Source organism: Paractinoplanes ovalisporus (assembly GCF_016834655.1).
GTDB classification, from domain to species: domain Bacteria; phylum Actinomycetota; class Actinomycetes; order Mycobacteriales; family Micromonosporaceae; genus Actinoplanes; species Actinoplanes ovalisporus.
In genome coordinates, this window is record NZ_JAENHP010000003.1 from 187,277 (window position 1) to 207,014 (window position 19,738).

Below are 19,738 nucleotides of genomic sequence, written 5' to 3' on the forward strand. Positions count from 1 at the left end.
TCATGCTTGGGAAGGTCAACCTGACACGGAGGGACCACATGCGTCGTCGAGGGCTCGCCCTGCTTCCCATCGCACTTCCCCTGCTGGCGTTCGCCGAGATCGTCGCCTTCATCTCGGTGGCGCACGCTATCGGGTTCGGGTGGGCCATCCTGCTGGGCGGCACGGCCAGCATCGCCGGCATGGTCCTGCTGCGCCGCGAGGGCATCAAGGGCTGGCGCCGTTTCCAGGCGGCCGCCGCCGAGGGCCGTCCCGCCGGCAAGCAGGTGTCGAACTCGCTGGTCGGTCTGCTGGGCGCCCTGTTGCTCGCGGTGCCCGGTTTTGTGACGGCCGTGGCCGGTCTGCTGCTGGTGCTGCCTCCGGGCCGTCAGTTGGCCCGCCGGCAGGTCGAGCGTTACACCGAGCGCCAGGTGGGCGGCGCGATGGCCGGCGACCTGTTCGGTGCCCGCCACGTCCGCGTCGACACCGGCGAGCCGATCGTCGTGATCGATGAGGAGCCGACGCGCCCGGCCCAGCGCACGCCCGCGGCCGCGATCGAGGGCGAAGTCGTCGAGGGCGAGGTCATCCGCTAGCCGGCTCGCTCCCGCGCTTCTCCGGGCCCCGGCCGTCCCACGGCCCGGGGCCCGCGCTGTCTACGCTCCGCGCGTTTGTGCGCTGCGCGTTTGTGCGCTGCGCGTTCGTGCATTGCCGTTCGCTCAGCGCAGCTGTCTCGATGTGCGCCGCCGCGTGTTCGTGCATGCACTGTCTAGATGTGCGCTGTTTGCGCCCTCCCGTGGCTGCCAGGGGCGTGTCGCGCGCGATCGTCATGTTCGCGTTGCGTACGGCCGTCCTGTGCGCTGCTTGGGCGTTTCGTGTGGCTGCCGGGTGCGTGTCGCGCGCGATCGTCATGTTCGCGTTGCGGATGGCCGTGACGTGCGCGATGTGCGCGTTTCGCACGGCGTTCACGTGTGGCGTCTGCGCGTTGTGCGTTCGTCGGCTGTTCGTTTGCGTACGGGGGACCGTTCCTCGGGCAGCAAAAAGGCCGCCCCCGTCGTTGGGAGCGGCCTTTCCTGGTTGGTGCCGGCTGCCGGGTCAGCGGCCTCGGCGGGTGCGGACCTCTTGGAGCCGCTCGTTGAGGATGTCCTCCAGCTCCGAGATCGATCGCCGCTCGAGGAGCATGTCCCAGTGGGTGCGCGGCGGCTTGGCCTTCTTCTGCTCCGGCTCGCTGCCGTCGACCAGTCGGGCGACGCTGCCGTCGAACTTGCACTCCCAGGTGGTGGGCACCTCGGCGTCGACGGCGAACGGCACCTCGAACTGGTGACCCTTCACGCACAGGTACTCTCGGGTCTGCCGGGGCGCCAGCTCGGTGTTGCGGTCGGACTCGTAGCTGACTGCGCCAAGACGGCTGCCGCGCAGCATGCGTTCGCCCATGGTGGCTTTCCCCTCGCTCGTGGTGCTGCTCTCGTTGATGTAACGAAAGGGGCGGCCGTCGGATTCCTACGGTCGCCGAGACTCTGTCCCGCCGTTGTGACGGCAGTGTTAACGCTACGAGCGTAACCGCCCGTGGCCCTTACCCGGCACCATGAACCCCCGCCGAAGTGGACCTTGGTCCACTTTACGGCCTATGCGAGTTCTTCACGTGGTGCGATCTCGGTCACTCGGTCGAGTAGTCCCTTATTTCGCCACGCTGTTCGGCTCCGCGCCGAGCATAGTTCGTCCGCCGGACACTCAACCTGAGCACAAACGCCAACCGGGCTGTGGCCAGGTCACGCCAGGACGGGATGTGGCGGCCACCTCGCTGATCGTTATCGGTCTTGGGCGTGTCAGTCAGGCCGAGGTGTGTCTTGTCCGCCACATGCCAGGCGGGAGGGGTGAGGTGGGGCCTCCGGGCACGGGGGAGTGGCGATCACCGCGGAGGGTGTCGGCCCGGGCGACCGCGGACCGGGCCATGCGGCGGAACGCGTCCAGGCGCGGCCGGTTGGCTTCGACGGCGAGTGTCTGCTCGGCGGCGAGGACGGTGGCCAGCTCCTCGGCGAGCCCGACCTGGAGCTTGCACCGGACGTCGGCCACGGCGGTGCGCTTCTCCTGTGCCGAGGGCGTCGTCGGCCCGTTCCAGCGGAGGTCGGTCTCGGCGGCGCGCGGGGATGCGTACGGGAAACCGCTCTTGGTCATGCAATCGCTCCAGCGGCTTGTCACGGCGGTCGCGCGTGGGGAGGCGTACGTGGAGGTCATGGTCTGATCCTGCAGGGAGGCGAGCCAGCGGAAGTCGGCCGAGGACCAGCCGAGCGCGCGGTCGGCCTCGCCGCTGCAGCCACCCGCCGGGAGACCGGGGACCGGAGTGCCGCTGCCGTCGAGGTAGCGCCGCTGTTCGTCGGTGGCCGGGGCCGGCGCCGCGACGTCCCAGTGGTAGCCGAGGCTGCGCGCCAGGCCCGCGTCGGCCAGGCCGAACCGGTTGGAACGGTTGCGCAGCAGGTCAAAGTTGTTGCGGGCGCCGCTCTGCCACTTCTGTCCGAACCGGAGCATGCATTCGCTGGTCAGGCGCCCGATCACGGTGTCGAGGTCGTTGGCTTCGGCCGGGGCCGGCAGGTAGGCGTCGAGCGGGAACCTGCTCGCGGCGGCCGCCAGCGGGGCCGGCGCCGTCGGCGCGTTCGGCGGCGCGAGGGACGGCGTCGGCTGGGCCGGGCGCGGCTCGGCGCCCGGGCGCGGCTCAGTGGTCGTGCGCGGCTCAGTGGTTGTGCGCGGCTCGGTAGTCGTGCAGCCGGCGAGAAACGCCGCGACGACCAGCACCCCTGGCAGCACCGACCGCAACGTGGCACCTCCTGGTGGTTTCGCACGCCGCGCGAGGTGTTGTTCCTACGCCGTGCGAGCTGCCGAGCAATGTACCGGCGCGGCGTGTCGCGGGAATTCCTCCAAGGGGTGGATGTGGACGGTCCCCCGGCAGGGTGAATCCCCCGTCGGGGCCGTTCTGTCGCGCGTCCGTGAGCCGCGGGCTCAGGTGCGGGTGGTGGCTTCGGCCGGTTTCGGCTGGGTCGGTGGGCGGGTGCTGCCTAGGCTGGCCAGCGCCGACGCGAGGTCGCTGACCTGGGTGGACAGCTGGGCGGCGCGGGTCTGGGCGGCCTCGGCGTCGGCTTGTGCGGTGGCCAGGCGGCGCTCCAGGTCGGCCCGGTCGCGGGCGGCGCGTTCCAACTCTTCTCGCGTACGCAGCAACGCGTCCCGTTCGGACAACGCCTCCTGCAGAGCGGCCCTCGTGCGGGCGATCTCGGCGTCGGCGGCCTCTTGGGCTCCGGCGGCCTCACGCCGTACACCCTGGAGGGTCTTGTCCGCCTCGGCCCGCTGCTCGGCCGACTCGCGCCGGGCCGTGGCCAGGGCCGCCTCGGTCTGCTTGGTCTCCTCGCGTGCCGAGTCCCGCTCGCGGCGCAGCTCCTCGTTGCGGGCGGCGACGGTCTCCGCGTCACGCAGGGCCGACGCCAGTTCGCGTTCGGTGGCTTCCCGATCCCGGCGTACGTCGAGAATCTCCGCCCGGGCCGTGGCCAGCTCGTCGCGTGCGGCGTCCCGGTCGGCCTCCGCGCGTTCCTTGAGCGCCACCGCCGCGGTCGCCGCACGCTGCGCCTCTTCGCGGGCCTGCTGCGCCTCGTCGGCCTGAGCGGCCGCGGCTCGGGCGAGCCGGTCCGACTCCTCAGCGTCGTGCCGGGCCTCGTCCCGCTCGGCGGTAGCCGCCGATGCGAGCTGCTGCGCAGTAGCGGTCTCCGCCGCCGACCGCTCCGCGTCACGACGGGCGTCATCACGCTCGGTGTGCGCAGCGGCGATCTGCCCCGACGTCTCGGCCCGGATCTCGGCCACCTGCCGCTCCACACCAGCCGGCGACAGCTCGGAGTGCAGGGCTTCGGTGAGCGACCCGGCCAGCTGGTCGAGGCGGTCCACGATCTCCCAGGTGCGGGCGACCTGCCCCGCAAGCCCCGGCGAGGACCGGTGCCGCATCCGGACGTTGCGCGAGGCCCGCTGGCACTCGCCGTCGTTGTCCCGGCAGTAGCGGAAGGGCCGCCCCGCGGAGGCCCGCTGGGGGACCGGCCGTCCACAGTGAGCGCAGGGCCGGGTCTCGGTCGTAGTGTCGTCGTTCTCGTTCATCGCAAGGTCACCCTAGGCGCGCCCGCACCCGGAACCGCGCCACGACACGACTTCCCGCAGTCAGTCATCCCGCCGCCGGTCCGCCCATGTTCGCTCGGCCGACACCAATCATCCTAGGATGCTCTAGCGGATGTGCGCCAGCTCGCTCGGACCGCAAAGGCGGAACCAAAAGGAATCAACGGCCATCCCTGATTTGGTTTCGCTTTCGGCCGTGCTTCCAGGGCCGATGGGTGAGGGCGACGGGTCAGTGGGCCTCGGTGGCGAGCCGGACGCCGAAGCCGACGATCACGAGGCCGGTGATGCGGTCGAGGACACGGCGGGCTCGTGGGCGTCGCAGCACGGTGCGCAGGCGACGGGCGGCGGCAACGAGGACGGTGGACCAGGCGAGACCCAGGGCGACGTGTACGCCGGCCAGCAGCACGCCGGCGAGGAGAGGGTTCGCGCCGGTGGGGATGAACTGGGGGAGCAGCGCCACGTAGAACGCGCCCATCTTCGGGTTGAGCAGGTTGGTGAACAGCCCTCGCCGCCAGCCGGCCCCGAAGCCGGCGCTGTCGGCGGCGTCAAGGCCGGCATTGTCGGCGGCATCAAAACTGGCGTTGTCGGCGGCGGCTCGCGGGTGGGTTTCTGGCCGCTCGGCCGGAGCGGTTGGCGTGGCGGCTCGCGGGTGGGTTTCTGGGCGCTCGGCCGGTGCGGTCGGCGCGGCGGCTCGGCGGCGGGTCGACCAGAGCATGCGGGCACCCATCCAGACCAGGTAGCCCGCGCCGGCCCACCGGACTGCCTCGTAGGCGATGTGGGAAGCCGTGAGCAGCGCCGTGATGCCGGCGGAGGCCAGGACGCCCCAGGCCAGGGTGCCGGTCTGGATGCCGAGCACAACGCCCCACGCGCTGCGCGTCGAATGGACGGTGGCCGTACGCAGGATCAGGGCCGTGTCGAGGCCGGGGGTCAGGGTCAGCAGCCCGACGACCAGGACGAAGGACCACAGCGCGGCGAAGGATGTCATGGCCGCAACCTAGCTTTGGGTGGGCCTTACCGCTGCTGGTCGCTTTCCCGCGCGATGGGACGGGCCGTCTCGGTGGCCCGGCGGCCGGTGCTGCGCGTTGGTCAGGTTGTCAGGTACTCCTTTACGGCGGGGGCCAGCGCCTTGGCCTTGATGATGTGGGTCTGGCCGGGCAGGGTGCGGTATTCGCCCTTCGGTAGCGCCTCGCTCAAAGCCCGGGCGGCGTTGCGCATGTATTGCGGGGATTTACCCCCGTCGAGCACCAGGGTGGGTGCGGTGACCGCCGACCAGCGGGAACTGTCCAGCGGCTCGCCGCGGCTGGTGTCGCCCAGGATGGTCAGGTCGTAGGGGAGGGTGTGGGCCAGGCCTTTGAGCTTCTTCCAGTTCGGGGTGAGTTTCATGATGGCGACAACCGGGCCGGGGACGCCGACGTCGCGGAAGAAGGTCTTGAGGGCTCCGGAATCGTCGCCGCGGGCGATCATGGCCTCGATGCCGGGGCGGAAGGTGGCCGGGCGGGCGGGCCGGGTGTCGTCGACGATGAACGGCGGCTCGTAGAGCACGACCCTGGTGAATCCGGGCAGGCGGTTGGCGGCGTCGGCGGCCAGCACCGCGCCCGAGGAGGCGCCGAACAGGTAGGCCTCGCCGCCGGCGGCGTCGAGCAGGGCGGCCAGGTCGTCGATCTCGCGTTCGGGTGACCAGGGCTGGGTGTCGCCGCTGGCGCCGCGGCCGCGCCGGTCGTAGATGTGGACGGTGAACCGGTCGGCGAGTTGCTCGGCGAGGGCCCGGGCCGGCCCGAAGTCGCGGTGGCACAGGCTGCCGTCGACCAGAATGAGGGCCGGTCCGCGGCCGGTGGTCTCGTAGGCGATGGTGGTGCCGTCGGCGGAGGTCACGGTGGGCATCGGGTGCTCCTCAGCGGGCGTAGAGGGAGTTGAGGAAGGCTTCCCACCGGGCGGTGCCGGCCTCGGCGGGCGGGAAGATCACGTGGGCGGCGACCATGGCGCCGTGAAAGCCGCGGATGTAGCGGAACAGCCCTTCTTCCGTATGGAAGGCCAGGGTGTGCGGGCTGACGTGGAAGACCTCGCCGCCGTCGCCGGTGGTGTCGCCCGGTTTGGGGGAGGCGCTGAGGCCAAGCGCGCTGGTCAGCTTCTCCCACGCGGCGGACCAGTCGCCGATCGGTGGCCCGAACGCGGTGACCGAACTGCCGCTGCGGCCCGCGAAGTGGCCGAGGTATTCGATCAGGGTGGCGTAGAACAGCTCGAGGCCGTGGCTCATCGCCTCGTATTCGTCGGCCCAGTCGTCGCCGGGCAGGAAGCCGCTGGTGGCGACCCGGAGCACGGTGGCCGAGCGGTCGCGGCCCTCGACCAGGAACTCGAACGCCTGGAAACGGCCGTCGGGCGCGGTCTCGGTGCGGTAGGCGAAGTGACCGGGTGGTTCGGCGGCGGTGACCGTCGAGGGCGGGAACTCGATCTCGCCGAACGCGGTGCGCACCATCGAGCCGTCGACCTGGGTGCGTCCGATGTACCAGGACGAGACCCCGGCGCTGGTGGTGATGGCTTCCCAGACCTGTTCGGGGTCGGCCGGGACGGTGGTCTCGATCCCCACCTCGTATTCCTTGCCCATGCCTACTTCTCCTCGGAGGGGGGAAGGGGTGACGCGCCGGAGGCCGGGCCGCTGCCCGGCGGGGTGGCGCCGGCGGCGGGGGCCGGGCCGTTGCCACCAGGGGCGGTGGCGGCGGAGTCGAGCGCGGGGTGGACGGCCACGACGAGGCGGTGTTTGCGGCCTGATTCGCTGTGGTAGCGGGCCAGCAGGCCGGTGACGGCGCTGGTCAGCTCTTCGGCGAAGGCGGCCCGGTCGGCCGGGGTGGCGAAGCGGACCTCGCCGTCGAGGGCGAACGTGGCCACCCGCTGCCCGGCCCGGCTGCCTCCGGTGATCAGACTGCCGACCTCGCGGATCAGGCGGGCGGCGAGGGCCAGCAGCCAGCGGGCGGAGAGCCGGTCGGGGGCGCGGTCGGGGTCGGGGGCCACCGCGGCCATCGCGTTCGGGGAGATGACGTACGAGGCGGCGGTGGCCCGCATCATGCGTTCGGTGACGTTGCCCTTGCGCCTCTCCTCGACCAGCTCGACCAGGCCGTGCTGCTCGAGGGCGCGCAGGTGGTAGTTGACCTTCTGCCGGGGCAGGCCGACCTTGAGCGCGAGCATGGTGGCCGAGCCCGGTTCGGCGAGTTCGGCGAGCAGCCGGCTGCGGATCGGATCGAGGGAGACCTCGGCCGCGGCCGGGTCTTCGATGACGGCGACTTCCTCCATGCGACGAACTCTCCCACCGAAAACAAAAGTTGTCTAGAGCAGAATCATGGTCGGTCATCGCGGTTGCGGCGGAAGGTTTGACGACGGGGAAGACGGTCACGACATGCCTGCCGCTGTGATGACGGCCCGGGAACGGGCCGGGCTGGTGAGGATCGCTGTGTTGTCGCTGACCTGGTCGATCGAGCCGGTCAGCGGGCGAGCGCGCAGCAACGGATCGGTGATGGCCTCACGCAGCGCCTCGGCGAACCGGCCGGCGCCGATCACGCCGTAGCCACGGTCGAAGAACTCGCGGCGTGTCGGTGGCAGCTCTTCGGCCAGACCGACCTCGTTCTGCCGTTCGGCGAGCAACTCCAGCGCTGTGCACAACGCGTCTTCCCGGCCGGCGGGGTCGTCGGTGCGCAGTGCGCTGGTCAGATGCCACACGATCGGCTCGGGCGGCAGGGCGGCCATGAGCCATTTCGAGTACGGCGGCCAGCGGTGCGACAGGAGCAGGAACAGCCGCGCGATCTCGCGGCACAACCGGGCCGTGAGCACCTGGGCGCCGCGGGTGTCGCCGAACTCGGCGGCCCGGGCCGGGAACGCCTCTTCCTCACCGATGCGCTGCCACTGGCTCGCCAGCACGTGACGCCAGAGGTCGGGGGGATACCAGCGCACCTTCGCCCGTACGCGGGAAAGCTCTTGATCGGGGTCGTGGAAGACGGCCCCGCCCGTGAGCTCGGCGAAGCGTTGCCACGGCGTGCCCAGCCAGTCGAGATCGGTGAGGTGGCCGGAAGAGTCGAAGCCGAGCGTGTGGCGGCACCAGGCGGGGAACGAGGTGATTGTCACGTAGTGGTCGACGGGGCCGTCGGTGTCGGCCATCGAACGCACCCGCGCGCCCGGCGGCTCGAAGTGTGTGGACCAGCCGCGGAACCGTTTGGGCAGCGACTCGGACAGCATCGGGCCCAGCTCGCCGGTGTCGTCGTCGACGAACAGCTCGAGGCGTGGACCCCAGTCGTGGTCGGTGGATCTGGCCGTGTCGAAACCGAGCACGTCGGAGCCGGGGCCGATGCGGGCGGCGGCGTGGGGGAGGTCGCCGAGCAGGGGGCGGACGGCCTCGGCGTAGAAGAGGCGGGACAGTTCGACTCCGGGCAGGAACGCGGTCATGCCGAGCAAGCTAGCGGGCCGCCCCGACAGTTTTCCGCCGATATTGTCGGCCTGTGGAAAACCTGCTCCGTCCGGAATGGACCGCCGAAGAACTTGTCCACAGCCAGGCGAACGAGGTCACCGGAGGGGTCTGGAGGGTCTATCGTGACGGCGGCACCGCGATCCTCAAGATCGCGACGCCGAGGAGAGAGGGCGCGGCCGCCCACCTGGCGGCCAGCGCCGACCCGGGACACTTCAACTACTGGCGGCGCGAGCCCGAGGCGTACGCGTCCGGGCTCGCCGCGACGGGTCTGCCCGGCCTGCCCGGGCCCGAGATGTTCGAGGAGGTGGAGTGCGCCGACGGTTCGGTGGCGATGTGGCTGGAGGACGTGAGCGGCGCGGCCGGCACGACCGCCGGTGTGGCCGAGCTGGGTGATGTGGCGTTCCGGTTGGGTGGTGCGCACGCGCACTGGCTCGGACGGCCGCCGGCGCAGCCGTGGCTGGCACGGGACTGGTTGCGCGACTACACGATGGCGAACGCGTTCGACGCCGACCTCGACTGGGATCATCCGGTGCTGGCGCAGGCGTGGACGCCGCAGCTGCGTACGGGCTTGCGGCGCTTGTGGGAGGGCCGGGCCGAGATCCTGGCGTCGGCCGACCGCCTTCCCCGCACGCTGTGCCACCACGACGTGTGGCCGATGAACCTGGTCCTGGCACCGCGGGGCCCGGTGTTGATCGACTGGGCCTACTGCGGGCCGGGGGCGATCGGCGAGGACGCGGCGAACCTGGCGCTCGACACGTTCTTCGACGGTCTGATCAGCATCGACCTGCTGGATGACGTGCTCGACGCGGTGGCGGAGCAGTACCGGCGTGGTTTGGACGGCGCGGTGGACGACGACACGGTCCGGCAGGCGGTGATGACGTGCGGGGCGGCCAAGTATTTCTGGCTGGCGCCCCGGATGGTGACGGCCGCGATGAACGGCGGCGGTCGTAAGGCGGGCTACGACACGCGGGGCCTCGAGGCGATGCTGGCCGGGCGCGCCCCGGTGCTGGCCGTGGTCGCCCGCTGGGCCGACGCCGTCATGTGAGGCCCGCGATGTAGCCTGCCACGATGATCCTGCCCGGCTACCAGGACCGGTTTCCCGACGATGTCGACGTCTCGTCCCTGGCCGTCGAAGGCTGGGATCTAGTGGAACGGCCCGGGTTCTGGGCGTGGTACTGGCGGGAGCTGCTGATCCCCGACGACGAGAATGCGCTGACGGAGGTGTGGGGAGCCGACGGCGACGACATCCGGGTCATGCTCGACTTCGCGTCCTGGCCGGTGCTGCGGATGGATCTGGACCACGGCGCGGAACTGGCCGTGGTGTTCCGCAACCTCGAGGACGACGGTGGGATCGACTTTCTGATCCTGCCGCCCGGCGGTGGCGACGCCGTCGAGATCGCCGCACTGGACGGGCACCAGACCGGCCCCGGACTCTCGTGGGCGGAGCTGAAGGCGGTGGCGCAAAGGCAGGCCACCTCGACACGGCGCGCGCAGACGCTGCTGCTTCTCGCCCCGGCGTTCGGCGACGAGGCCGCGGACACCCCCGAGGCCGTTGCCCTGATCGCGCAGGCGATGCGCACGCTCGGCGCCACCGGTGACGTCGAGAAGGTGGCGGAGGCCGCGGTCTCCGACGAGGTGCAGTTCTGGGGACACATTCCCTGGGAGGCCGGTGTTCCCGACGGCGAGTACGCCCCGCGTAACCCGGCCGGCGCATTCGCGCTCCCCGAGGCTTCCCGGCGCCTCGCAGCGGAACTCCTGGCACCCTCGCGGGCTGCTTGACCGGCGTGCCCGTCGTCTCCGCCGCTCAGTGCTGGGCGGCGGAGACGACGCGAGGGTGTTCAGGCGGTGGTCACCGGTTGCCGTTCCGGCTGGGAGGCCGGGCGGCGGGTGGAGGAGAGCAGGGCGGCGAACGCCACGCCCAGCACCGTCCACATGACGACCTGGGTGCCCAGGGACGCCAGGCGGAACGACCAGAGCAGGTCCGGCGGGAACGTCTCGGGGACCTCGTTGACGTTGGGCAGCAGCGCGTAACCGACGACCACGACCACCAGGAAACCCACGACAGCGGCGGCGGCCTGGCGCCACTCGGTGGGCTGGGTCCGCTTGGCCACCACGGCCGCCCAGACCGCAACCAGGCCGATCACGAGGATCGCCAGGTAGCTGATCGTGCGCTGGTTGATGGTGTCGGGGTCGCCGACTGCGGGTGGGTTGGGGGGATATTTCACGTACGGGATGAGCACCACCCCGAGCAGGGCGGCGCCGGCCAGACTTAGGGCCGCCCGGGTGTCGCTGGGGGTTCGCAGACGGCGCCGGAGCAGCGTGTATGCGGTGGCGAGGATGCCGCCGAGGGCGATGCCGTAGAGACCGGTGGCCAGGAACAGGCCGCCCTTCTGGCCGTCGCGCGAGACCAGGGGCTCCTCCTCGGCCGCCGAGGTCTGCTCCGTTGCGGCCTGGGCCTGAGCGGACGCCGCCTCCTCGATGGCGATCGCCGCGTCGACCTTGGGCTCGCCGAAGGTGAACGCGAACAGGCCGGCCAGCAGACCGGCGATGAGGCCCGCGATCAGACCTCGGAGCAGCAGTGCGCCGTACGTGGGCGCCGGGGAACCTTCGCTCAGTGACACGGAACGCCGAGCAGGTGACGGCCGTCGTGCATGAGCTCGTGCAGGTACATGCCGCTGCGCGAGACCGCGCCCTGGTCGAACGCGACCAGGTAGGTGATGAGCAGCATGAGCGCGACGACGACGAGTGCCGTCCAGAGCAGCCGCGGCGAGACAGCGGGGGTGCTCAGCGGGCCGACCGTGGTGGCCTTGGGCATGATGGCGAACCTCCTTGCGGGATGACGCGTCCCGTTCGACAGGCTGCAACCCCGTGAGCGTCCTGACTCACGAGAACCCTCGGGCCCTCGTTCACAGTGGCGCGACCGCACCGGATTCTCACCGGTTTCCCTCACGAGGCCGCAGATGGTTCCCACAACCTAACTGTGAGGTCCCTGGGCGCACAACCGGAGTTGTCGCACCCGGCCGATACCATCCATCCGAATCGCAGAGACGACTCACGATGGAAAGCACGGGGGTGCGTGATGGTGTGGCGCCGGTTGGTGGCAGCCGCGGCGGTGGTCGCCGCTCTGCTGACGGTGCCCGCGCCGGCCCGCGCGGCCGTGGTCTGCCAGACGGTCGCGCAGGCCAAACCGGTCGTCGCGGGGGTCCCGGTCGAAGACCAGATCTACGACCCGAAGCGGCTCGCCCCGTTCGCCACGGGCGCCGGTGTGCGGGTCGCGGTGATCGACTCCGGGGTCGACGCCGGGCATCCCCAGCTGCGCGGACACGTCTCCCAGGGCGCCGATTTCCTGCACGGTGACAACACCGGCCGGCAGGACTGCAACGGCCACGGCACGGCGGTCGCGAGCATCATCGGGGCGATCCCGGTCCGCAACACCGGCTTCCAGGGGCTGGCCCCCGAGGCGGTGATCGTGCCGGTGCGGATCAGCGAGCAGCAGGAGATCGACGGCAAGGCGGTCGGTGACCGCGGCACCCCGGCCCAGTTCGCCGAGGCGATCGACTGGGCGGTCGATCAGGGCGACGCCGACGTGATCAACCTCTCGCTCGTGATGACCGAGGACAACCTCGCCGTACGCCGTGCCGTCGCGCGGGCGATCGCGCGCGGTGTGGTGGTGGTGGCCGCCGCCGGCAACAAGGGCGGCCCCAACGACGGCAACCCCGACCCGTTCCCGGCGAAATATCCCGGGGTGATCGGGGTGGGGGCGATCACGGCCAACGGCGTACGGGCGTCGTTCTCCCAGCGGGGCGACTACGTCGACCTCGTCGCGATCGGCGACCCGGTGACCGCGGCCAGCCTGGTCGCCGGGCACACGTCACAGCAGGGCACCAGCTTCTCGGCACCGTTCGTGGCGGCCACGGCCGCCCTGATCAAGCAGCGTTTCCCCGACCTGACGCCGAGCGAGGTGCGGCAGCGGCTGGTCGCCACGGCCGACCCGTCGCCGGGCGGCAAACGCAACATCGAATACGGCTTCGGGGCGCTCAACCCCTACCGCGCGCTCACCGCGAACCTGGGCCCGTCCGCCGGTCCGTCCACGGTCCCCGAGCCGATGAACCTCAACGACCCGGCGGCGGCCGCGCTCGAGGCCCGGCGTGACCGCTCCCGCGACATGTCCCTGATCTTCGCCGCGGTCGGCGTGGGCCTGGTGCTGCTGCTCGGCGTGGTCGCCGTGATCGTCCGGCAGGGCCGGCGCCGACGCTGGAACCCGGCCACCCCTGGAGCCCCCGAGTGAACCGATCCCCCGCGCGGTGGCAGGAGTAAGACTGCGGCGAGGTCTTCGGGCTGAGGCGTCGGCGGTCCGGGGGTGACTGCCGGGTCGAGGCGCGGTATCGCGTGGCGTGCGAGCGGGATCTTCTGGGGACAGGCTCGGTGGCAGCCGAGCCGGGACTTCGCTGACAGCGCCCGGGATGCAGCCCGCGCGTGAAGAGCGATGGTCTCGGCGGCCGAGCACGGGCCGGGTGGGCGAAGTAGAGCTCTGGTTTGCCGCAGGGTGTTTGGGGTCGAGGCGTTGGCAGTCGAGAGTGACGGCCGGGTCACAGTGCGAGATCGCTCGGCGTGCGAGCGGGATCCCGCCGCGGGGCGGCCCAGCGGCGCCGTGCTGGACGTCGCTGACAGCGCCCGGGGATGCTGCCCGCGAGTGAAGGGCGGTGAGGAGGACAACGGCGACGTCTCGGTGGCCAGGTATGTGCCGGATGGCTGGACCGCGGCTCGGGGCTGACGTTAGGGGCGGGCTTCGACGGCCGGCATGGGTGGAAACCGTTGGCTTGTGGTGGTGAGCGGTCCGTAGGGTCCGGCGGGTGGGGTCGCCGGCGTTTGCGCTGAATGGGGACAGCGGGCGCCTTGCTGCGGTGTTCGTGCGGTGGACGTGGTGCCGGGCGTTTCTGCACCGGGGATGGTGGGCGGTTACCAGCGTCTATCTGGTTGTCGATGCGCATCTGACGGCGTCGGAGCTGGTGCTGGTCGGGGTTGGGCAGTCGGCGGCGGCGCTGGTGTTTGAGGTTCCGGCCGGTGTGCTGGCGGACACGGTGAGCCGGAAGTGGTCGCTGGTTGTCTCGCATGCCCTCATGGGTGCGGCCATGGTCGCCACGGGGATGGTCAGCGGGTTTGTGCCGGTGCTGGTCACGCAGATGTTGTGGGGGCTGGCCTGGAACTTCGCGGGTGGGGCGGACGTGGCCTGGATCAGCGACGAGCTCGGGGAGCCGGGTGCGGTCTCCGCGGTGCTGATGCGGGCGGAACAGGCCCAGCTCACCGGGACCGTGGCCGGGCTGGCCGGGGTCAGCGCGCTGGCCTGGCTGACCGGGCCGGGCACGGCGATGACGGCGGCCGGAACGGCGATGCTGCTGCTCGGCCTCTATGTGGTGGCCCGCTTTCCCGAGCGGCGGTTCCGGCCGGTCCGCGCGAAGCAGACGTCGGCCCGCGGAAGGACACGATCGGTCGTTGCGAGGCCGGGGTCGATTCGCGCGAGGGCGCGGTGGGTCGGCGCGAAGACGCGGTCGGGTGGCGCGATGCAATGGGCCGTTCTCATGCGTGGGGTAGCGCTGGTGCGGGGCAGCCGGGTTGTGGTTGGGATCTTCGCGGCTACATTTCTGGTCAGCGGGGTGGTCAACGCGTTCGGGCGGCTCTATCCGCTCCGGCTGGTTGAAGTCGGGCTGGCCGTCGACCCCGTGGTATGGCTCGGTGGCCTGGGTGTGCTGATGAGTCTGGGCGGCGCGGTCGCGTTGCGGCTGGTGCGACGGCGTCTTGACGGGGTCCGCACGCTGCGCCGCGGGTTTGTGGTCGCGGGTGCGGTTGCGGGGGTCGGGGTGGTGGGGCTGGCCGTCGCGCCTGAGGAGTTCGGCGGCAGCCTGGCTGTACTCCTCGCGGCTGGCGCGCTGCCACTGACCAGGACCTTCACCACCGTCTGGATCAACGAACTTGCGGTCAGTGCTGTGCGGGCTACGGTGCACTCGCTGCTGGCTCAGGCCAAATATCTTGGGGAGATCGCCTGCGGGTTTGCCGTGGCGGCCGTCGCCCACCTTTCCTCCACGCCGCGGGGGCTGCTGGTCTGTGCGGCTCTGGTGGTTGTTGCCGTGTGGCTGGTTGGCCGCATCGGGTTGCCGGGGCGGGAGCATTGTGGATCTCGGCGGTAGGGTGCGGGACATGGGTCTCAGGTATGCGGCGGGGCTGCCCACGGTGGGGGAGTTCGGGGACGTCCGGAAACTGGTCGAGCTCGGCGTCTCGGCCGATCGTCACGGGTGGGACGGGGTGCATCTGTGGGATCACCTGCTCTATCACGACCCGGCCGATCCGGTGACCAACTCCGTGGTGGCGGCCTCGGCCATCGCGGCGGCCACGGAGCGGGTTCAGATTCTTCTGACGGTCGTGTTGCCTCGGCGGCAGGCTCAGGACGTGGCGCAGGAAGCCGCCGCTCTCGACCAGCTCTCTGGTGGGCGGCTCACGCTCATTCCGATCATCGGGTCGGTCGACGAGGAGTTCACCGAGTTCGGGCTGGACGCGGACATGCGCGTACGGGGGAAGGCTCTCGACGAACGTATCCGGGTCATGCGGGAGCTCTGGGAACGGTGGGGGACCCGGCGGATCCCGATCTGGTGCGGCGGGCTGTGGCCGAACCGGGCCGGACTGCGCCGGGCCGCCCGCAACGACGGGGCCATGCCGATCTTCCACGAGCAGCGGGAACGCAACGTGCCGGTCGAGGAGTTCGGTGACGTCGTGTCCTTCCTGCGCGGGGAGGGGGCCGGGACCGGGTTCGACCTGGTGCTCGAAGGCGCCACCGAGGTTTCCACTGCGGCCGAGCAGACCAGCCCGTACGGGGAAACGGGGTTGACCTGGTGGATCGAGGCGCTCGGCTATTGGCGCGGCGGGGTCGGGTTCGCCGCGGAACGGATCAGCCAGGGACCCGTGGCGCGCTGAAGTAGACCAGCGCGCGAAAGGGAAGTGGAAAGCGGGGCGGAACGGATCAGCCAGGGGCCCGTGGCGAGCTGAAGCGGAAGAGCGCGCGAAAAGAGAAGTGGAAAGCGGGCCGGAAAAGACAAGCGCGCGGAAGAGCGGAACGCGGCGCTGAAAGCGGAACGCGAAAAACAGCGCGCGGACGAGGGGAAAGGGATGCGGCCACTTCGGCACGGGTACACCAACGACACCCGCGGGGACGGGGCGACCGTCGTCAAGCGCTATCAGGGCGGTATCGACGAGGCGCTGCGCCGGGCCACCGAACTGGCCGTGCTGGAAAGGCTGCCGCCGGGACTTCCGGTGCCGCGGGTGCTGTCGGTCCCGGAGGGGGCGTTGCAGCTGCAGCACCTCGACGGCATGCACGGGCAGGACCTGATCGACGAAGGGTTGGCCCGCCCGGTGCTGCGCAAGTGTGGGGAGCTGCTGCGCCGGCTGCAACAGGTGGACGTGAGCGCGGTCTTCCCGGACACCACGCCCGGCACCGGCTGGGTGGTCGTTCACGGCGACTACGGGCCGAACAACATGCTGTTCGACCAGGACACGTTCCGGGTCACCGGCCTGCTCGACTGGGAGTGGGCGCATCCGGGGGACCGCATCGAGGACATCGCCTGGTGCGAGTGGATCGTGCGACGGCACCACCCGCGGCACGTCGACGCTCTGGACGAGCTGTTCGCGGGCTACGGCGTAAGGCCGTCGTGGGCGCGCCGGCAGCAGGCGGCGGTGGCCCGGTGCGAAGCGTTCGTGGAACGGTTCCGCAACGGACCGGCCGCCGCCCGCCGTACGTGGCAGGAGCACCTGGCGATCACACGGGCGTGGACCGAAGCGGCTTGAACTCCAGGAACACGATCCCGGGGTTGGGCAGTTCGATCGTCACGTCCTTGCCGGGGGCGACCCGCCGGGCCGGTTCCGACTCGCGCAACTGGTCGGCGGCTTTCAACGTCTCCCACTGCGCGTCCGACGGCCACTCACCGTCAAAATCGACGTTCCCGTGCGTACGGTCGACCCGCCACACCCGCATCAGGTGCGGTGATGTGAGGCCGGGGCGGACGACGACCGTACGGAGCAAGGCGGGGTTGCCGTCGGCCCGGCTGTGGTCGAGCGTGCCGTTCCAGATCAGCAACCCCATCCCGCCGTCGTCGTAGCGGGACGCCCACGCCTCGACCAGGCTGTCCGCGCCGTCCCCGGTCAGTGACACCGGCAGTTCGTCCGGCCCGAGCTTCGCCGCCAGCGACAGCGCCCAGAACTTGGGCTTGGCCAGGTTGCCCACCGTGAGCAGCCCGAACCCGCCGTGCAGCAGCCGCTGCGGCCGGCCCAGCTCCTCGAAGTGGTCGCTGGCCACCCACGGCGCGAGCGCATCGATGCGACCCGCCGCCGACCGCATCCCCCGCAGCAGGAACGCGGCCGCGAACACCCCGTCGTTGATCCGGCTGCCGTGGGTGGCGGTGACACCCCACTCCGTCCACAACAGCGGACGCCCGGCGGCCAGGGGACGCAGGTCGAGCGGCACCGTCCCGTACACGTGGGTGGACAGGAAGTCGCCGCCCGGCTGATCCTCGACCCAGCCCACCGCGGCCGTGGCCGGGCCACCCACCCGCAGCGACGGGTCGACCTCCTTCACCGCGGCCGCGGCCACCTCGTAGAGCCGCCAGTACTCGGCCGGGGTGCCCGACCAGAACACCGACAGGTTGGGCTCGTTCCACACCTCGAACCACCACCGGTCGCGCACCTCGTCCAAGCCGTAGCGGTCGACCACGTGCCGCGTGAACGCCCGGATCAGATCACCCCAGCGGTCCCAGTCCTTCGGCGGCGAGATGATGCCCCGATAGGTGAAGACCGTGCGTGACGGGTCGCGGGCCAGGTCGTGCGGCATGTAGCCGAACTCGACCACCGGTGTCATCCCGATCTCCCGTACGAGGTCGAAGATCCGATCGACGCGGGTGAAGTCGTACACCGGTTCGCCGTCGACCTCCCGGTAGACCCCGTTGTCGTCGCCGAGGATGTGGTGCGCCCGCACGGTCTTCACGCCCAGCTCGTCGTGCACCCGTCGCAGGGCGTCGACCAGGTCGGGGCCGATCACCCGGCCGCCGGTCTCGTCGGCCGACAGCAGGTGGGACAGGTGTTCCGAGCCGACCATCGCCTCCCAGACGCGGGTGAGCGGGGTCGCCTCCGAGCCGACCTCAACCGTCACGTGCTCGGGCGAGTCGCCCGCGTCGCCCGCCTGGGACAACACGTGCTCGGGCGAGTCTCCCGCGTCGCCCGCCGCGGACAAAACGGGCGCGGACAACGGCCCGATCGCGGTGACGGTTTGCAGCGCGGCCACGGCGTAATAGCCCCCGCGCCCGGGCGTGGTGTCGGCGTAGGGCCCGTGCGGCACGGCCAGAACATCCCCGCCGCCGTGGTCGACGACCTCGAACGGGCCGTCGGCCGAGGCGGCGCGGTGCACGGCGTACCCGATCGCCCCGGCCACCGGATCCCAGGCGACGGTCACCTGTCCCTGCCCGGCCACCGCCGACACCCCGGTGGGCGCGGGCAGGTGCGATTGTTGCGGTTCCCCGGGCGTACGGTCCTGAGCGCCCCCGCCGCCCATGAGCGCCGCCCAGCTGGAGCGAGCCTGGTCCTCGATCGTCATCAGCGCCCTCCGAGCTGCGGCAGTTTCTGTCCGGCGGGCACGTTGAACGTCTCCCGTGCGAGCAGGGGCCGCACCGCCCGCTCGAACCGCGGTGTCACGAACGCCTTCTTGAGCACGTCGTCGGCGAGCTCGTTCCCGATCGCCCCCATGATCATGGACTGGTCCAGCGACAGATACCGCTTCGCGACCGTCTTCGAGCGCACGGCAACTGCGTCGTAGAAGCCACCCGGCCCGTACGCGTCGAAACCGCTCTTGATTTTGGCGAGGTTGGCCAGGACCGGCCCGCGCGCGTAGGGCAGCGCGAGGAAGGCGGCGTGCGGCGTGACGACACCGTCGCCGTAGACGGCGGGCGGACCGGCCGGGCGGCAGTCACCGAACCCGGCGTCGTACTTGCCGCCCTCGATGTCCGACGGGTAGCCGTTGGTGTCCATCCCCATCGCGTCCACGCCGTACACCCCGTACCCGCCGAACGGGTTCGACGCCGGCGAGAACCCCCAGTAGCCGTACTTGGCGTCGTTGAGCCCGTGCTCGATCTGCGCGGCCACGGTCGCCGGGTGGTTGCGGCCCCAGCTGCGCGGACCCCACTGGGCCTCGGGCACGAACAGGTCGGGCATGAGCGCCTCGAACATGTCGCCGCCCCACGACGGCACGAACGTGATCCCGCGGTAGCGGTACGAACCCTCGTACACCTGCCGGCCGAGATGCGTGGTGGTGAAGCCCTGCGGCTGCATCTCCTGCCACGAGTAGTCACAGTTGTCGGGCAGGGTGCGCATGGTGTCGAAGTACGCCGTGGCCGGGATGTGGCCCTCGCTGATGCCCAGGTAGGTGGCCATCCGCGGCTCGGTGACGGTGATGTCGTAGTGGTTGCAGGTGAACCAGACGGCCTTGGCGGCGTCCGGAGCGGTGCAGGTGTTCGGTGGTTCCGTGTCCCAGAACCCGCCCCGGATCAGGCCCCGGGTGCCGATCGGGGAGGTGGCGGCCGGGTTGAAGTAGAAACCGAAGTCCATGTGGTCGAGAACCTTCGCGGCCTTCGTACGCAGGGAGGGGAACGCCCCCTGGACAACCTGCAGGCCGGCCGCCAGCCATCCGTTGTCGACGCTGGACAGGAACGGCGTGACCTGGGTGCCGTCCGGCAGCACGGTCAGCACCGCGCCCGTGTGCGGGTCATACCAGTTGTAGTACATGCCCGATTTGTCGTGGTGTTTGAGCTTCGCCAGTGTGTCGAGCGTCTTTTCCACACGTTGCGTGGCGTCGCGCGCCGAGATGATGCCCAGCGAGCGCGCGACGACGGCCGACCACATGTACCCGCCGATGTTGGTCGGCGACGTGTAGGCGGCGGGGGCGGACAGATCCCCCGGGATGTTGTCGGCGACCAGCCCGGTCGCCGGGTCCGTCATGGCGGTCAAGGAGCGCCACGTGTCTTTCGCGTATGTGCGCAGCGGATCGGGCGCGGCCGCTTCGGCGACGGTGGCGCTGGTTGCGACGAGGGCCAGGGCGAGCAGGGGAGCGAGTAAGCGTCTCATGGGATCACCTCGGGTTGT

General features: G+C 71.0%; 19 protein-coding genes and 1 riboswitch. Of the genes, 7 read left to right on the forward strand and 12 right to left on the reverse strand.

Features of this window, described 5'->3' with window-relative positions; all coding sequences use genetic code 11:
• Nucleotides 1-38: 38 nt before the first annotated feature.
• On the forward strand, nucleotides 39-569 hold the full coding sequence (locus tag JIG36_RS11015; RefSeq protein WP_203376001.1) for an FxsA family protein: 531 nt from the start codon (nucleotides 39-41) through the stop codon (nucleotides 567-569).
• A 499-nt stretch (nucleotides 570-1,068) separates the two neighbouring features.
• Here JIG36_RS11015 and JIG36_RS11020 read toward each other — a convergent pair whose 3' ends face one another.
• The 8 genes from JIG36_RS11020 to JIG36_RS11055 form a co-directional block, all read right to left on the reverse strand.
• Entirely contained in the window at nucleotides 1,069-1,407 is a 339-nt protein-coding gene (locus JIG36_RS11020; protein WP_020517072.1) for an RNA polymerase-binding protein RbpA, read from the reverse strand.
• Between the two features lie 396 nt (nucleotides 1,408-1,803).
• The gene (locus tag JIG36_RS11025) at nucleotides 1,804-2,784 is read right to left on the reverse strand and encodes a hypothetical protein (RefSeq protein ID WP_236046632.1); all 981 of its coding nucleotides are present in this window, start codon (nucleotides 2,782-2,784) and stop codon (nucleotides 1,804-1,806) included.
• 183 nt (nucleotides 2,785-2,967) lie between these two features.
• Nucleotides 2,968-4,101, reverse strand: coding sequence for a coiled-coil domain-containing protein (locus JIG36_RS11030; RefSeq protein ID WP_203376003.1), 1,134 nt, complete (start codon nucleotides 4,099-4,101; stop codon nucleotides 2,968-2,970).
• A gap of 244 nt (nucleotides 4,102-4,345) precedes the next feature.
• Nucleotides 4,346-5,101, reverse strand: a complete 756-nt coding sequence (locus JIG36_RS11035; protein ID WP_203376004.1) for a LysE family translocator — start codon at nucleotides 5,099-5,101, stop codon at nucleotides 4,346-4,348.
• A 101-nt stretch (nucleotides 5,102-5,202) separates the two neighbouring features.
• A complete protein-coding gene (locus tag JIG36_RS11040) occupies nucleotides 5,203-5,997 on the reverse strand; it encodes an alpha/beta fold hydrolase (RefSeq protein ID WP_203376005.1) in 795 nt (264 codons plus the stop codon).
• A gap of 10 nt (nucleotides 5,998-6,007) precedes the next feature.
• On the reverse strand, nucleotides 6,008-6,718 hold the full coding sequence (locus JIG36_RS11045; protein ID WP_203376006.1) for an SRPBCC family protein: 711 nt from the start codon (nucleotides 6,716-6,718) through the stop codon (nucleotides 6,008-6,010).
• Nucleotides 6,719-6,720: 2 nt separating this feature from the next.
• Nucleotides 6,721-7,401, reverse strand: a complete 681-nt coding sequence (locus JIG36_RS11050) for an ArsR/SmtB family transcription factor (RefSeq protein ID WP_203376007.1) — start codon at nucleotides 7,399-7,401, stop codon at nucleotides 6,721-6,723.
• Nucleotides 7,402-7,497: 96 nt separating this feature from the next.
• Nucleotides 7,498-8,544: a DUF4037 domain-containing protein gene (locus JIG36_RS11055; RefSeq protein ID WP_203376008.1), complete on the reverse strand. Its 1,047-nt coding sequence runs from the start codon at nucleotides 8,542-8,544 to the stop codon at nucleotides 7,498-7,500.
• A gap of 53 nt (nucleotides 8,545-8,597) precedes the next feature.
• Here JIG36_RS11055 and JIG36_RS11060 point away from each other — a divergent pair, with 53 nt between their 5' ends.
• On the forward strand, nucleotides 8,598-9,611 hold the full coding sequence (locus JIG36_RS11060) for a phosphotransferase (RefSeq protein WP_307872666.1): 1,014 nt from the start codon (nucleotides 8,598-8,600) through the stop codon (nucleotides 9,609-9,611).
• 23 nt (nucleotides 9,612-9,634) lie between these two features.
• Nucleotides 9,635-10,345 (forward strand): hypothetical protein, encoded by a 711-nt coding sequence (locus JIG36_RS11065; RefSeq protein WP_203376009.1) that lies wholly within the window; start codon nucleotides 9,635-9,637, stop codon nucleotides 10,343-10,345.
• Between the two features lie 59 nt (nucleotides 10,346-10,404).
• On the opposite strand, the gene JIG36_RS11070 is transcribed toward JIG36_RS11065, so the two are convergent.
• Nucleotides 10,405-11,187 carry a CbtA family protein gene (locus tag JIG36_RS11070; protein ID WP_203376010.1) on the reverse strand — a complete coding sequence of 261 codons (783 nt, stop codon included), beginning with the start codon at nucleotides 11,185-11,187 and terminating at the stop codon, nucleotides 10,405-10,407.
• On the reverse strand, nucleotides 11,178-11,381 hold the full coding sequence (locus JIG36_RS11075; protein WP_203376011.1) for a CbtB domain-containing protein: 204 nt from the start codon (nucleotides 11,379-11,381) through the stop codon (nucleotides 11,178-11,180). The genes JIG36_RS11070 and JIG36_RS11075 overlap by 10 nt, the downstream gene beginning before the upstream one ends.
• Before the next feature lie 6 nt (nucleotides 11,382-11,387).
• Nucleotides 11,388-11,538: riboswitch (adenosylcobalamin (AdoCbl) riboswitch) on the reverse strand.
• A gap of 125 nt (nucleotides 11,539-11,663) precedes the next feature.
• On the opposite strand from JIG36_RS11075, the gene mycP reads away from it, so the two are divergent.
• The 4 genes from mycP to JIG36_RS11095 all read left to right on the forward strand — a co-directional run bounded on the left by mycP (nucleotide 11,664) and on the right by JIG36_RS11095 (nucleotide 16,399).
• Complete coding sequence (mycP, locus tag JIG36_RS11080) at nucleotides 11,664-12,854, forward strand: type VII secretion-associated serine protease mycosin (RefSeq protein WP_307872667.1); 1,191 nt, start codon at nucleotides 11,664-11,666, stop codon at nucleotides 12,852-12,854.
• A gap of 616 nt (nucleotides 12,855-13,470) precedes the next feature.
• Nucleotides 13,471-14,751: an MFS transporter gene (locus JIG36_RS11085; RefSeq protein ID WP_203376013.1), complete on the forward strand. Its 1,281-nt coding sequence runs from the start codon at nucleotides 13,471-13,473 to the stop codon at nucleotides 14,749-14,751.
• Nucleotides 14,752-14,761: 10 nt separating this feature from the next.
• Entirely contained in the window at nucleotides 14,762-15,532 is a 771-nt protein-coding gene (locus JIG36_RS11090) for an LLM class flavin-dependent oxidoreductase (RefSeq protein ID WP_203376014.1), read from the forward strand.
• Between the two features lie 192 nt (nucleotides 15,533-15,724).
• A complete protein-coding gene (locus tag JIG36_RS11095) occupies nucleotides 15,725-16,399 on the forward strand; it encodes a phosphotransferase family protein (protein WP_203376015.1) in 675 nt (224 codons plus the stop codon).
• On the opposite strand, the gene JIG36_RS11100 is transcribed toward JIG36_RS11095, so the two are convergent.
• Together JIG36_RS11100 and JIG36_RS11105 are read right to left on the reverse strand one after the other, a co-directional pair.
• On the reverse strand, nucleotides 16,371-18,197 hold the full coding sequence (locus JIG36_RS11100; protein WP_203376016.1) for a GH39 family glycosyl hydrolase: 1,827 nt from the start codon (nucleotides 18,195-18,197) through the stop codon (nucleotides 16,371-16,373). The genes JIG36_RS11095 and JIG36_RS11100 overlap by 29 nt on opposite strands.
• Nucleotides 18,197-19,720 (reverse strand): DUF3131 domain-containing protein, encoded by a 1,524-nt coding sequence (locus JIG36_RS11105; RefSeq protein ID WP_203376017.1) that lies wholly within the window; start codon nucleotides 19,718-19,720, stop codon nucleotides 18,197-18,199. The genes JIG36_RS11100 and JIG36_RS11105 overlap by 1 nt, the downstream gene beginning before the upstream one ends.
• Between the last annotated feature and the right edge of the window lie 18 nt (nucleotides 19,721-19,738).

Bases quoted from the DNA above. Each gene is read 5' to 3' on its own strand.
- JIG36_RS11030 (WP_203376003.1), bottom strand. From the start codon at position 4,101: ATGAACGAGAACGACGACACTACGACCGAGACCCGGCCCTGCGCTCAC.
- JIG36_RS11055 (WP_203376008.1), bottom strand. From the start codon at position 8,544: ATGACCGCGTTCCTGCCCGGAGTCGAACTGTCCCGCCTCTTCTACGCC.
- JIG36_RS11105 (WP_203376017.1), bottom strand. From the start codon at position 19,720: ATGAGACGCTTACTCGCTCCCCTGCTCGCCCTGGCCCTCGTCGCAACC.
- JIG36_RS11075 (WP_203376011.1), bottom strand. From the start codon at position 11,381: ATGCCCAAGGCCACCACGGTCGGCCCGCTGAGCACCCCCGCTGTCTCG.
- JIG36_RS11090 (WP_203376014.1), top strand. From the start codon at position 14,762: ATGGGTCTCAGGTATGCGGCGGGGCTGCCCACGGTGGGGGAGTTCGGG.
- JIG36_RS11050 (WP_203376007.1), bottom strand. From the start codon at position 7,401: ATGGAGGAAGTCGCCGTCATCGAAGACCCGGCCGCGGCCGAGGTCTCC.
- JIG36_RS11045 (WP_203376006.1), bottom strand. From the start codon at position 6,718: ATGGGCAAGGAATACGAGGTGGGGATCGAGACCACCGTCCCGGCCGAC.
- JIG36_RS11095 (WP_203376015.1), top strand. From the start codon at position 15,725: ATGCGGCCACTTCGGCACGGGTACACCAACGACACCCGCGGGGACGGG.
- JIG36_RS11065 (WP_203376009.1), top strand. From the start codon at position 9,635: ATGATCCTGCCCGGCTACCAGGACCGGTTTCCCGACGATGTCGACGTC.
- JIG36_RS11100 (WP_203376016.1), bottom strand. From the start codon at position 18,197: ATGACGATCGAGGACCAGGCTCGCTCCAGCTGGGCGGCGCTCATGGGC.
- JIG36_RS11035 (WP_203376004.1), bottom strand. From the start codon at position 5,101: ATGACATCCTTCGCCGCGCTGTGGTCCTTCGTCCTGGTCGTCGGGCTG.
- JIG36_RS11015 (WP_203376001.1), top strand. From the start codon at position 39: ATGCGTCGTCGAGGGCTCGCCCTGCTTCCCATCGCACTTCCCCTGCTG.
- JIG36_RS11020 (WP_020517072.1), bottom strand. From the start codon at position 1,407: ATGGGCGAACGCATGCTGCGCGGCAGCCGTCTTGGCGCAGTCAGCTAC.
- JIG36_RS11040 (WP_203376005.1), bottom strand. From the start codon at position 5,997: ATGCCCACCGTGACCTCCGCCGACGGCACCACCATCGCCTACGAGACC.